The organism is Pirellulales bacterium, from assembly GCA_036490175.1.
Taxonomy (GTDB): Bacteria; Planctomycetota; Planctomycetia; order Pirellulales; family JACPPG01; genus JACPPG01.
In genome coordinates this window covers 40,267-53,903 of record DASXEJ010000002.1, presented here as the reverse complement: position 1 = coordinate 53,903, position 13,637 = coordinate 40,267, and the positions used below count along the sequence as shown (strand labels likewise).

Sequence of the window (13,637 nt, the reverse complement as noted above, 5' to 3'; positions counted from 1 at the left end):
CGTTAGCGGGGCTTAAAAGACGACTTCGGCAGCGCTCTTGTCGTCAGCCACCGGCGATATGGGCTGGTATTCTCCGCTCGAGAATTTCTCGGCGACCTGTTCAATGCTGTCGATGCAAGCTCGAAATGCGTCGACAACCGAGGGGTCGAACTGCGTGCCTGCGCCAGAGAGGATCAGCTGCATGGCCTCTTCGTGCGGCATCGCATCGCGATAGACGCGCTGCGTCGTGAGGGCATCGTAAACGTCGGCCACTGCGACGATCCGCGCCGAGAGCGGGATCTCCTCCCCTTTAAGCCCATAGGGATAGCCCAGACCGTCCCACCGCTCATGATGAGCAGCGGCAATTTCGCAGGCCATGTCGAGAAAGTCGTCATCTCCCAATCGCTGCTGGATCGAGGCCAGGCAGCGCGCGCCAATCACTCCGTGCGTCTGCATGACCTTGCGCTCTTCGCTGGTCAGCTTTCCGGGCTTGAGAAGGATCTCGTCGCGGATGCCCACTTTGCCGATGTCGTGCAGCGAAGAGGCCAACTTGAGCCGTTCGATATATTCCTCGTCGATGCCGGTATGGTGCCTGGCGAGTTCCTTGGCGAGGATGGCGATGTACTCGTGGACTCGATCCAAGTGCTCGCCCGTTTCCGCATCGCGCGAGTCTGCCAGTTTCGCCAGGCCGAAGATGACGGCATCGCGTGTGTTCACGAGCGCCCGAGACCGCTGCGCTATGGTTCGCTCGAGACGGGCATTGATGTTCTCGAGGGTATTCTCGTATCCGTGGATGATGCCCATGCTGAAGGCGGTCCCCAGCAGCACCAGGACCACGGTTACGAACGCCCCAAATGTCCACAACGGAGTCGTGATATGATCGACCACGGCCCAGTTTTCCCCTTCGTGCTGATCGGCGACTAATAGTGCGCCGCAGTCCGCCAGATCGCGGATCGTGAAATAGTGCGTGCCGTCGGGCAAATCGACCCAGCCGCCGATCGTGCCTCCAGGGGTAATCTTGCCCAGCGTTTGCTCGATGAGCTTCGGGTCGGAAGGCACCACCGGGCCGCGCGCGTCGTCCTGCAGCGTGGGATGACAGATGATCTTGCCGGTGCGGGCATCTGCCAGGTACAGGTAGCCGTTATTGGGCAGCCGGAAGCGTTCGATCAGCGATTGCACGCGTTGAAAGTCTTGGCTGCCGGGACGCAAGTCCGATATGCCCCATTCGCCCACAAACGCGGCGAATTCTCCGACGACCTCCGAGTTGACGGCGGCAATCTGTCCGCGCAGGGCCAGCGTCAGGCCCCGTTCCAGTAACTTGCCGTACCAGGCAAGCGTGACAATCAGGCACAGCATTTGGCAGCTTGCCAATGCGAGCACCCATAGCCAACGTGCGCTTACCTTGGCCCCTTGCTTATGCACGGCCGCTGCTCCGCGGAATTGTGTTTGCCAACGAAACCTTACGTCGGAAAATGATCTTAGAGTCCCATGTACTGCTCCGGCGAGTGACCGTTCGTCGAACATGGGCTAGTGCTGCGACCGCTGTAAACCGCGCCGCTAGCAGGTTCCCGAGAACCGGAACTGCCGTCGGCGACGTATTGCACGGATCGTGCGGGAGGTATTGCGCGGGGAGTGAGCGGGCCTCGCATTGAGAGGGTGCCACGCGCAGTGGGATGCACCGAATGCTCAGTGCTTGGACGGTTGCGCGCCGGCGGGGAGTGGCCAATCGGGCGATTCGGTTCTGGCGGAATCGATCAGCGCCGTGAGCTTGGCGGCGACCTGCGGATTTGCGTCTGCGACGTTCCGGGTCTCGGCAATATCGCTCGCAAGGTCGTAGAGCGCGATCGGCGTCGACATGCCGGATCGAATTCCCTTCCAATTGCCAGTCCGAATCGCTTGCTGGAAACCGCGCTCGTGAAACTCCCAGTACAAATAATCGTGGTGTTGTTGCGTGTGGCCCGCGCGCGGGGGGCCGACGAGCGTGGGCAGGATCGAGATTCCGTCCAAGCCGGCTGGTGGCTGCACCTGCGCGATCTCGGCCAGCGTGGGCAAGACATCCCAGAAAGCCCAGGGCAAGTCCGACGTAGATCCGGCCGCAATCTGGCCGGGCCACTTCGCTATGCCCGGCACTCGAATGCCTCCCTCGTACAAATCGCGCTTGATTCCGCGCAAGGGACCGGAGCTGTGAAAAAAGTTCGGGTCGGCGCCACCTTCCTTGTGCGGACCGTTATCGCTGGAGAAAAGTACGATCGTCTTGTCGGCGATTCCAAGATCCTGCAAGTGATCGAGCACGATGCCGATATCTCGATCCAAGCGCGTGATCATCGCGGCATGGTTCTTCTGCGGCTGCGGCCACGATTCATTCGTATAGGGCGCGTCACTGGGGACCTCCATGCCTTGCTTTCCGGCCTCGTTGTTGGCGTGCGGGCTCGTGAACGCAAGATACAGGAAGAAGGGGTGCGCCTGCTGGCGATCGAGAAATGTTATCGCTTCGCGCACGAAAAGATCTTGCGAGTACACAGCGCGCTCGCTAGCGACCCCATCGCGCACGACATTGCCGACCACGGGTTCCTTGTCTCGGTTGCGCCAGAGAAAGTCTGGATAATAATTGTGCGCATGATGCTGGCTGAGGTAGCCGAACCAGTGGTCGAAGCCCTGCTCGTTCGGAGCGCCTGAAGTACCGGCTTCCCCCAGCCCCCATTTGCCAATGATGCCTGTCGCGTAGCCGGCCGTTTTTAGCACTTCGGCCACGGTGACATCGTTCGCTTCCAGAGGCACCTGCGCATTGCCGCGAATACGGCAATGCCCGGTATGCAGGCCGGTCATTAGAGTGCATCGGCTGGGGGCGCAGACCGTGCAACCGGCGTAACAATCGGTAAAGCGGACGCCCTCGGCCGCCAGACGGTCTAACCGCGGCGTCTGGATTCTTTGTTGCCCATAGCAGTGCAAATCACCATAGCCAAGATCATCCGCCAGGATAACGATGATATTCGGACTACGCGGCAAATCCGCGTTATCGGCTGCTTTTGAAGGGGAATCGCCATGCAATGCGACAGTCGCAACAACGATAAGTGCAGCTATTTTTTGTAGTAATCGCACAGTCAGTTGGTATCGCATGACGACGGGCTCGCAGGCATGAACGGCCAAGAACAGTGTACGACGGTCATCAGTCTGACATAATAGGTCTCATTAACACTGTCTGCTACGGCTCCCTGGCGGGTCGTTTAATCAGTTCGTGTGCTTCAAAGAAACATGCTGCCTCTTCGATGTTGTTTAGGGGACAGTTCCACGTGGCATCATTCGGCTATCAGCATCGCTCCAGATTCCAGAACACCTTCTGGCGCATGGTGTTTTATGCTTGCTGGATATGGCAACCATCGGTGGCTGTACGAGCCGCCGACGCGATTGACTTCAATCGGGATGTGCGCCCGATCCTGTCGAATCATTGTTGGAGTTGCCATGGGCCGGACGGGGTTTCGCGGCAGGCCGGTTTGAGGTTGGATCTGCGCGATGTGGCGCTGCGTCCAGCGGATAGTGGTGAGACGCCGATCGTGCCAGGCAAACCGGAGTCCAGCCACTTGCTGGCGCGGGTTGATGCGACAGACTCTGAGACGATCATGCCGCCCGCGGCAGCGAAGAAGCCGTTGACGTCGGAACAGCGCGACGTGCTGCGGCGTTGGATCGCCGGCGGCGCGTCGTATTCTCAACATTGGGCATTCACGGCACCGCAACGCCACGAGACGCCGATCGTACGGCAAGCGACCTGGCCCCGCGGCGAGATCGACCATTTTGTTCTCCATCGACTAGAAGCTGAAGGCCTGGCTCCCGCCGAAGAGGCGGATCGCGCGACCTGGTTGCGGCGAGTCACTCTCGATCTAACAGGGCTTCCCCCTTTGCCGGACGAGCTCGACGCGTTTCTCTCTGACGACACGACTCTGGCCTATGAACAGGTGGTTGATCGTCTGCTCAATTCAGCTCGGCATGCCGAGCGAATGGCGATGCACTGGCTGGATCTGGCCCGCTATGCCGACACGAATGGTTACAACAATGATGAAGTGCGCACGATGTGGCCTTGGCGCGATTGGGTCATTGATGCCTTCGCACAGGGCATGCCGTACGACCAATTCCTCACCGAGCAACTGGCTGGCGATCTGCTCCCCCAGGCAACACTATCGCAGCGTGTGGCGACCGGATTCAACCGCAATCACGTTCTGACCACCGAAGGTGGCGTCATCGAGGAGGAGTATCACGCGGAATATGTCGCCGACCGCGTGCACACGGTTTCAACGGCGTTCATGGCGTTGTCGATGCAATGCGCCCGCTGTCACGATCACAAGTACGATCCGATCACGCAGCGAGACTACTACAAATTCTCGGCATTCTTGAACAATGTGCCCGACAAGATCGTGAGCTACAGCCAAGGGAAGATGGCCGAGCCGCTCTTGGCAGTCCCCAGCGCAGCGCAGCGAGATCAATTGGCGCAACTTGACGACCGGCGCCAGCAACTCGAACAATCGGTGCAGCGACGACTGGCAGACGCCCCTTCCGAAGCGGACCTGTGGGAAAAAAGCCTGTCCGCCGAGCAGCTTGCGAACTTCGCGCCGGGCGGGTTGATGTTGCGCGCCGCATTCGATGAGTCGAATGTTGACGAAAACGAGTTTCATCCCGAAATCGTTCTCAATGAACTGAACCCCGCACAGCAGGGCGTGATTCTAGGGCGAGTATCTCGTGAGCCTGGGAAGCTGGGGACAGCGCTCGCGTTTGACGGCACGACGACTGTCGAATTCGCCGCAGGCGGAACATTTGAAAGCGAAGAGCCGCTGTCGTTCGCGGTCTGGGTACGGCCGCAGTCGACCGACGCGATGGCCGTGCTTTCCAAGATGGATGAGGTGAACGCCTTTCGCGGCTACGACATCATCCTGGAAGGTGGCAAGGTAGCCACGCATTTTGTCCACGCCTGGCCGGACGATGCGCTAAAGATCATTACCAAGAAGCCCCTCAGCCAGGACGCCTGGCAGCACCTCGTGGTTACGTATGACGGCTCGCGGCGCGTGTCAGGCGTTGCGATTTACATCGACGGTCGTTTGCAGGAGACCGACGTCAGCGCGGATACGCTGCGCGGCACGATCCAGACTGACAAGCCCTTTCATATTGGTCGGCGGCAGACGTCGGCTCCGTTCAAAGGATTGATCGACGACGTGCAGGTCTACCACCGAGTCCTCAATACCGATCAAGTTGCCCAGCTCGCCACAGGCCAAGACCTTGTGGCTTTGCAAAACTGCCTTTCGATCCCGCCCGTGCAAAGATCGATGCCGCAGCACGACTTGATACGCCAATATTTTGTGAATCAGATCGACCCACAGACACGGCAACTGCGCACAGAATTGGCCGATCTACAGAAGCAGGTCGAGGACGTCCGCCTCGCTATTCCCAGCATGATGGTGATGCAAGAAGCGTCTCCGCCGCGGCCGACATATTTGTTGAGTCGAGGCCGCTACGATCAGCATGTGGCCGAAGTCTCGGCCGATGTGCCGGCTACGCTCTTGGAACTTTCCAAAGATGCGCCGCGCAATCGATTGGGCCTGGCACAATGGCTCGTCGACCCACGCCACCCTTTGACCGCGCGTGTGGCGGTGAATCGCTGGTGGGAGATGTTATTCGGCACGGGGCTGGTGGAAACCAGCGCCGACTTTGGTGTGCAGGGGGCGTTGCCGAGCCATCCCCAGCTACTCGATTGGTTGGCGACCGAGCTGATCCAAAGTGGCTGGAATACTCGCGCCATCCTCAAGCAGATAGCGTTGTCTGCTACCTATCGACAATCTTCACGGGTCACGCCCGAGTTGCTAGCCAAAGATCCTGTGAATCGCCTGCTGGCGCGCGGGCCACGCGGACGGCTGCCGGCAGAAACGCTCCGCGATGCGGCGCTCGCGGCCAGTGGACTGCTGCAGGCGCGCGTTGGTGGCCCCAGCGTGAAGCCCTATCAGCCAGAAGGGCTGTGGGAAGACGTGTCCGTCGAACGACGGGAAAAGTATGTCATTGACGTGGGCGAGGGATTGTATCGTCGCAGCATGTACACTTTTTGGAAACGCACCTGCCCGCCGCCGACAATGTCGTCTTTCGACGCTCCAGATCGTGAGACCTGTGTGGTTCGACGGGCCACGACCAATACCCCGCTGCAAGCACTGATTCTTCTCAATGATCCAACCTACGTGGAGGCCGCGCGGCACCTTGCCGAGCACGCCCTGCAGCATGCCGGCAGTGAGACGGAAAGACTCGCATTCGCCTACAAGCGTGTTTTGTGCCGCCGTCCGCACGCCAGAGAAGAAGAGCTACTTCTCGACACGTATCGTAAGGCGCTCGCACAATTTCACCGCGACCCGGCCGCCGCGGAAAAACTGCTGCAGGTGGGATACACGAAGTCCGACCCTCATCTCGAACGCTTGGACCTGGCCGCCTGGACCGTTGTGATGAGCATGCTCCTGAATCTCGATGAGGCGATCTCTAAGTCATGACGCCGATCAGCGAAGCCTGCGCACGAATCGCACGCCGACAGTTCTTTGGTCGTAGCGGAACGGCCATTGGCACGGCCGCCTTGGCATCTTTGCTGAGCACCGAAGGCTACGCGGCGCCGACGCCACTCGGGAATCTGCATTTTGCGCCGACCGCCAAGCGCATCGTCTACTTATTTCAGTCGGGCGGGCCGTCGCAGTTGGAATTGTTGGACTACAAGCCCGAACTCCGCAGGCTGCACGGCTCGGAGCTTCCCGATTCGATTCGCCAGGGCCAGCGTTTGACGGGTATGACGTCCGGCCAAAAAAGTTTTCCCGTAGTCGCGCCGAAATTCGGCTTTCGACAATTTGGCCAGTCGGGAACCTGGCTCGGCGAATTGTTGCCGCATACTGGTCGCGTTATCGACGAAGTGTGCCTCGTTCGCTCGATGCACACCGAGGCGATCAATCATGATCCGGCCATCACGTTTTTGCAGACCGGCTCGCAGCAGCCAGGCCGGCCTTCGCTGGGCGCGTGGGTTAGCTACGGCCTAGGGCGCGCTACGGAAGAACTGCCGGCGTTCGTCGTGCTCATCTCGCACGGAAGCGGCAACGATTCCAATCAAGGTTTGCTCGACCGCTTGTGGGGAAGCGGCTTTTTGCCGACGAGCCATCAAGGCGTGAAGCTGCGCAGTGTTGGTGATCCCGTGCTGTATTTGTCGAATCCCCCCGGAATCGACAGCACGCTACGTCGCCAAATGCTCGATGGCATCACGCAACTGAACGAGCAACACTACGACGAAACGGGCGATCCCGAGATCGCCACCCGCATCGCGCAATACGAAATGGCGTTCCGAATGCAATCGTCGGTGCCGGAGCTGGCCGACCTGTCATCCGAAACGGCAGCCACATTTCAACTTTACGGCGAGGATGCGCGACGGCCCGGTAGTTTCGCAAGCAATTGTCTGTTGGCACGCAGGCTGCTGGAACGAGGCGTGCGCTTCGTGCAACTTTATCATCGCGGCTGGGATCAGCATGCCGGACTGCCGACGAATATCCCGAAGCAATGTCGCGACATCGACCAAGGTCAGGCCGCCCTGATTCAGGACTTAAAACAACGAGGGTTGCTCGACGATACACTCGTGATTTGGGGTGGCGAGTTCGGTCGCACCGTCTATTGCCAAGGGGGGTTGCAAGACGATTACGGTCGCGATCATCACGGCCGCTGCTTCTCGATGTGGTTGGCTGGCGGCGGCATCCGGCCTGGCGTCGTGCACGGCGAAACGGACGAGTTTGGCTATAACATCGTCCGCGACCCGGTGCATATTCACGACCTGAACGCCACGATTCTCAACCGCCTGGGCTTCGACCACGAGCGTCTCACGTTCCGCTTTCAAGGCCGCGACTTCCGCCTCACCGACGTCCACGGAAAGCTGGTTCCAGAAATCCTCGCCTGAAACGCAATGCAGTTTCGTCCGCGAAAGCACGAGTCACATGGCGGGCAACTGCAAGTCGGCATCTGCGCCGTTCCTTCCGACACTACACGCAAGCTAAACCTTAACGGAAACTCTCACGGACGCCGGTACTGAAATTGGGAGGGGAGTGGCAGCCCTCGGGAGCTTGAATACCCTATGGCGTTTCGTCCACCGCCAATTCTCAGCACAGTCCTGACAAACGCAAGCGCCCCGCGTCCCCGTGTATGCCTCGCAAGATGAGCAGATGGGGGCGGGCTTGCCGGCCGGTGGCGCGTTGCCGTTGAAGCAAGTTGGATGGGATCGTGGTTACTTTCAAGCGCGTGGCGGTAATGACCAACGCGTGTCCGGCTCAAAAGGAAACATGGGAAGACGCCGGTGATGATACGACAGTGCTCCCATGTCGGCCGTCGTGGTGCCCGGCGTATTTACACGGATGAAATGCAGACAGACAGCCTCGTAGGCGGCAACGGGCGCGTGGACGCCTTTCACAATCAGATAACGAAACGAAGAGGGATCGATCTGGCAATGGGAAAGCTGACGCAGGGAAAAAGGAGCCATGCGACGCGAAGTGAGCATGATAGTCAGGCGGTCGCGGACCTGCACAATCGCGGTCGATCCCTGATCAAAACTCATGAAGCCGCCGTGGCGTGGTTCGGGCTCGGTCCACTTGCCATCGCACAATTGCGAGACGGTTGCCTCGATCTCTAGCGGTGCGCCATGTGCGTCGTCGGTTTTTCCCCCGGCGCGAAGGCTAACGGTGTGGCCGATGCCCGCCGCTCGCGATGCCTCGACAGACTCTGGATCGTATAGGCAGACAAATGTTGGGCCCAGCGACTGCTGCATCATAGCCTGCGCCAGCGAGGTACCGTCGCCCGGTGACCCACCGCCGACGTTATCTCCCATATCGAGCAGACATACCGATCCGGTCAATGCCGTTGCCAAGGCAAGAGCCGCTGGTATATCGATGAGCTGGCCGACCAACTCGTGGCGCCGCCTCCAAAGGAGCTGCCCTAAGTCGTCGGCGCATCTCTGGGCGAGGTCCGTGTCCTTGTCGGCGACGACTAGTGTGGCCGATCCCATTTCCGTCACATCGGCATAGGGGAAACCCAAGAGAATGCTGCTCGACAGAACGCCCAGGCGCTCGCGCCCGAGGCGCGCCGATTCCAGAATTCCACGGCATGGCTCGGCAGCCGTGGACTGCCGCTCGATATTGATCGCCACAGGCGGAAAGCAGGCTCGCTGTATGGGAAAGACCTCACCGCGCAAGGTGCGCGCCATCAGGGCGGCTGCCTCCAAGCCCCGCGCGCGTTGATCCAGGTGGGGATTCGTCCGATAGGCCACCAGTGCGTTGCATGCCGCTACCATCTTCGCCGATAGATTCGCGTGAGGGTCTAACGTGCCCATGATCGGCATCTGGTTGCCGAGCTGCTGACGCAAGCGAGACAACCAGAATCCGTCGAAGTCGGGCTCTGGTTCGCTGACCGCGGCACCGTGCGGCGCGACGAGCACTCCGTCCAGTTCTCCGGCGCCGGCCAGCGCGGCGTCTAAAATTCCCATCAGCGACCGGCACGTGTCGCCCGCGATGACGCCAAAGGGCATCGCGCGCGCTGCCATGATCCCCACCGCCTCAATCCCGCATTCTTCCAGCCCGCTAAAGAAGCCACCGACTTCATGGTGAGCGCTGGCGAGGGCCGATCGTACGTCTGCGCCCGTGAGAAGGAGGTCTTCGCGAAAGCGATCGAGAACCGTCGGTTTGCCGATGAACGTATTCGATTCTTGCTGAATCGCGATGATGCCAACGCGCATGGGGACTACCTCTGGGGCTGCGAAGTTTCGGAAGGATCGATCATGGCGATCGCATCGATTTCGAACTTCAGGGCCGTCCCCAGACAGCCAACCAGCGTGGTGCGCGCCGGAAACGGCTCGGAGAAAAACTCGCGATAGACCTTGTTGTATTCCTCGAGGTCCTCCTCGCGGCCGACATAGCTACGGACTTGAACGACGTGGGAAAAATCAACGCCCGCTGCGGTGAGCACCGATCGCATATTCGACAGCGAGCGACGCATCTCGCCCGCGAAGCTGTCGGACACGATCTCGCCCTCGCGATCGACCGAGGCCTGGCCCGAGACGAATATCAAGGGCCCCACGCGCACGGCCGAACTAAATGGGAGTGGATTCTCGGACAGCTGTGGGTCGCGGATCGATTGGATCGGCATGGTCACCTCTAAGGTCGAATGCGGCACCGGCCCGGTGACAGCGCCCTTGATTCCATATTGTGGAACATTATATTCGAAAGAATGGAATCAACAACAGTCATCAAGGCGCTCGGATTGCTCGAAGCGCTGGCCATGACCGGCCGCGGCAAATCGCTCGCCGAGTTGGCCCTCGAGATGCGCATGCCCAAGCCGACTGCGCATCGGCTGCTAAAGACCTTGTCGGCGACGGGGTACGTGGAAAAAAGAGACCCGGGCATGTATCGTCCCGGGCCGGCCCTGGCGCGATTGGCCGCACGGGGTGCCGACGACATCCTGCAGGGGATCGCCGCACCGGTATTGAAGGAATTGCACCGCGTAACGCGCGAGACGGTGAATCTGGGCGTGCTGCGGCATGCCGACGTCGTCTATCTCAAGGTGTTGGAGAGCCCGCAACCGCTCCGCCGCGTTGTCACGGCGAATTCGACGGACCCGTTTTATTGCACCGCATTGGGTCGCGCCATCGCGGCCCACTTACCTTCGCCGCAGATTGACTTTCTCCTTTCCACGGCACGGTTGCAGAAGAAGACCACGTCGACCGTGATCGACGTGGCGAAACTGCAGCGGGTATTACAAGAGGTACACGGCAGTGGCTACTCGATCGAAGTCGATCAAACGGATGTCGGCGTAACATGCCTGGCCGTGCCGATCTTCGATACACGGGGAGTGCGTGCGGCGATCAGCCTGAGCGTCCCCAGCTCGCGAACCGATAAGTTGCAAAACGGCAAATGGTTGAAGTTGCTGCAGCAGGGTGCCTTGCGAATCACGAAACAGTTGAAGACGGGCGCCGTGGCCCAATCTGAGCAGGGGACCGATCCATGACCGAGCACGCTGTGCCTGCGGACATTACGCTCGCGATGCTGCGGGAAACGATTTATAGCGCTGTCATGTGCGACGCGCTCGACACGCTGGGATTTTGCCGTCAATCGCCCCGTGTTCCGCTCGCGCCGCTGACGGTCGACGTGGTGCTCGTGGGTCGCTGCAAAACGACGTTGTGGGTCGACATGGCCCACGCGGATCCGCAACCCTACGAGTTAGAGTTGCGTGCCGTCGACAGTTGTCAGGCGGATGACGTTGTCATTGCCGCTGCGGCAGGCTCAGTGCGATCGGGCGTGTGGGGGGAACTGTTGAGCACAGCCGCACGCAACAGCGGCTGTGTGGGTGCGATCGTTGACGGACAAGTTCGCGACGTCCGTAAAATGCGCCAGATGAGATTCCCGATGTTTGCGCGGGGAACCTGCGTCTACGACAGCCAGAATCGTCAGCGGGTCGTCGACATCGACGTGCCGGTCGAGATCGACGGAGTGCGGTTTTGTCCCGGAGATCTGGTCATCGCGGATGTAGACGGTGTGGTTGTCGTTCCACAGGAAGTCGAGATCGAGGCCGTACAGCGCGCATGGCAAAAAGTACACGCCGAGAACGAAACGCGCGCGTGTATTGCAGCCGGCATGAAAGCCGTCGCCGCGTATCACAAGTTCGGGGTGCTGTAGTATTGCCCGAGAGCGCCAAAGTGCGTTTCCGTCGCCGTGGGCTCGGTGTTCGCGTCCTTCCCCAGCTACTTGTCGACCCGCATGGAGGCGGAATTCGTCGACATCGATGAAGCGATTTTTCTATTGCGCCGTCGTAAGGATCCCGACGAACTGGCTAAGCACCAGTGGCTGCTGGCTCGGTGGCTCGACAGACAACCGTCGCCAACTTGACGCCTTTGTCGACAGGCCTCACCGGTTTTTGACACCCAATGCAAATCCGCTCGCTCATGGGCGCAAAGCGCGCAGCGTTTTTCCCCGTCATTTCTCATGCAGATCTCGAAATGCACTCGGGCTCGATGGCGTCGAACGCGCCGTGGATGCGGCGATAAACTTCCGCTGCGCGACAATCACGATGACGATCAGTGGCACGGTGAGGCAGCTTAGCCGTACGGCGTTGCGCCAGCCGGGTGAAAGAGAGCGCAGTCGCGGTAGTTCTACGGTCCATACCAGCATCGGCGCAAGCAGCAACCATGCCATCTGTCCGGTCGACAGCTGACCGAAGAACCGACCGGCGAGTAGCACCGAAAATATGCCCACCACAGCCATGCTGAGGCTGCCGTTGGCCGTCGATTGTGGTCGCGCAAGGTGCGAAGCTAGTGTGGCACCAGCCAGCGCTGCGGCCAGGCCCAGTCCGAGCAGTCCTGCACGGTAGTAGCCCGAAAGCATGACCGTGGCGGCTACTGCCAGCGCGTCGAGAGCCAACACCCACATCACCACATGACTGGATGTTTGTGATTGCAGCCCGCTTAACATCGCCCACCACAGCATCAATAGTGCGGCAAGTCCGCACAGGACTATCGTCGCTTGCAGGGACGACCATTCCGCCGAATTCCGACCATCGAGGTCGGCCAGGTAGACGGAATTGTGCAACAGGATAGGCGTCACGATTGCCGCCAGCCCCGCGCGCATGATCCAAGCCACGCGGCGTGAGCGCGCGGTTGAAGCCAAGGTGTCGAGCAATAGCGTTAAGGGCACCAGCAGGGTCAAAAATCGTCCGCGGTCTTCAAGCGCAGGCCAATGCGGCCATTGATCGGTAGCGCCGCTGGCGGCCAGCACTCCGGCGCCGACGGCCCAGCTCCAGCACGCGCTGCGTTGCCATAGTCGCACGGTGCCCCAGGCCGACAAAAGCATAGACACGGCCGCCGTCAGTCCACCAACCAGCAGCACTTTCGCCAGCAGGAAGACATCAAGCATTGGCCACAGCTTCCGTCGTGGTCAGGCCAGCCTAGCGTGCGGCGAGACTCGCCGCGCGACATGCCGCCACGGTGTATGCCTACTTGGCTGCCTCGGTCTTGGCCGCCTCGATACCGATGAAAATGGGGATCTCGTCGCCCAGTGCCTTGGGCTCGGCGTTGACGCCGAAGTCGCTGCGTCGGATCGAGAACGTCGACACCAGACCGATCCGCTTGGTTCCCTTGGGAAATTCAACGACTTTATCGCCCCCCTTGAGCGTGAACGAAACGGGCTTGGAAACCCCGTGCATATCCAAGTCACCTGTCACCTTAAAGCCGCCGTCGACCGCTGCGACACTCGTGCTTTGAAACGACATGGTCGGAAACTGCTTTGCGTTGAAATAATCGGGCGCCCGCAGATGCTCGTCGCGTTTGACGTTGTTGGTATCGATACTCTCCATCGGAATTGATAACGCGAAGCTCGATTTGGCCGGATCCGCCTGGTCGATCGTGATTTTCCCCGAAAAGTCGTTGAATCGTCCGTGAATATTGCTGATTCCGACATGGGAGATCATGAACGAAATCGAGGAATGGACCGGATCGACCGTGTAGGTGTCCGCCCCGTGCGTGACGCTGACGCAGGCGACAAGAATAGTTGCCAAAGTGATCTGCCGAATAACCATTGTCATAATTCGCACCTTTGCGCAGAAGTTGAGGATTCAATGCGAGAGCATCATAACGC

At 60.0% G+C, this 13,637-nt stretch carries 10 protein-coding genes; 4 read left to right on the top strand and 6 right to left on the bottom strand.

Annotated elements, in window-relative coordinates; translation table 11 throughout:
- Window positions 1-12: 12 nt before the first annotated feature.
- Together VGG64_00235 and VGG64_00230 are read right to left on the bottom strand one after the other, a co-directional pair.
- Entirely contained in the window at window positions 13-1,401 is a 1,389-nt protein-coding gene (locus tag VGG64_00235) for an HD domain-containing phosphohydrolase (protein HEY1597995.1), read from the bottom strand.
- Between the two features lie 264 nt (window positions 1,402-1,665).
- Window positions 1,666-3,096 (bottom strand): arylsulfatase, encoded by a 1,431-nt coding sequence (locus VGG64_00230; GenBank protein HEY1597994.1) that lies wholly within the window; start codon window positions 3,094-3,096, stop codon window positions 1,666-1,668.
- Between the two features lie 263 nt (window positions 3,097-3,359).
- On the opposite strand from VGG64_00230, the gene VGG64_00225 reads away from it, so the two are divergent.
- Together VGG64_00225 and VGG64_00220 are read left to right on the top strand one after the other, a co-directional pair.
- On the top strand, window positions 3,360-6,491 hold the full coding sequence (locus VGG64_00225; protein HEY1597993.1) for a DUF1553 domain-containing protein: 3,132 nt from the start codon (window positions 3,360-3,362) through the stop codon (window positions 6,489-6,491).
- A complete protein-coding gene (locus tag VGG64_00220) occupies window positions 6,488-7,924 on the top strand; it encodes a DUF1501 domain-containing protein (protein HEY1597992.1) in 1,437 nt (478 codons plus the stop codon). The genes VGG64_00225 and VGG64_00220 overlap by 4 nt, the downstream gene beginning before the upstream one ends.
- Before the next feature lie 330 nt (window positions 7,925-8,254).
- On the opposite strand, the gene VGG64_00215 is transcribed toward VGG64_00220, so the two are convergent.
- A complete protein-coding gene (locus VGG64_00215; protein HEY1597991.1) occupies window positions 8,255-9,748 on the bottom strand; it encodes a M81 family metallopeptidase in 1,494 nt (497 codons plus the stop codon).
- Between the two features lie 5 nt (window positions 9,749-9,753).
- On the bottom strand, window positions 9,754-10,158 hold the full coding sequence (locus VGG64_00210) for a RidA family protein (protein ID HEY1597990.1): 405 nt from the start codon (window positions 10,156-10,158) through the stop codon (window positions 9,754-9,756).
- Between the two features lie 81 nt (window positions 10,159-10,239).
- Here VGG64_00210 and VGG64_00205 point away from each other — a divergent pair, with 81 nt between their 5' ends.
- Window positions 10,240-11,016 (top strand): IclR family transcriptional regulator, encoded by a 777-nt coding sequence (locus VGG64_00205; protein ID HEY1597989.1) that lies wholly within the window; start codon window positions 10,240-10,242, stop codon window positions 11,014-11,016.
- Window positions 11,013-11,684 (top strand): hypothetical protein, encoded by a 672-nt coding sequence (locus tag VGG64_00200; protein HEY1597988.1) that lies wholly within the window; start codon window positions 11,013-11,015, stop codon window positions 11,682-11,684. Before VGG64_00205 ends, VGG64_00200 begins: the two co-directional genes overlap by 4 nt.
- 297 nt (window positions 11,685-11,981) lie before the next feature.
- Here the strand turns inward: VGG64_00200 and VGG64_00195 are convergent, their stop codons facing one another.
- Window positions 11,982-12,917 (bottom strand): hypothetical protein, encoded by a 936-nt coding sequence (locus VGG64_00195; protein ID HEY1597987.1) that lies wholly within the window; start codon window positions 12,915-12,917, stop codon window positions 11,982-11,984.
- Between the two features lie 79 nt (window positions 12,918-12,996).
- Window positions 12,997-13,584, bottom strand: a complete 588-nt coding sequence (locus VGG64_00190) for a YceI family protein (protein HEY1597986.1) — start codon at window positions 13,582-13,584, stop codon at window positions 12,997-12,999.
- Window positions 13,585-13,637 lie beyond the last annotated feature (53 nt).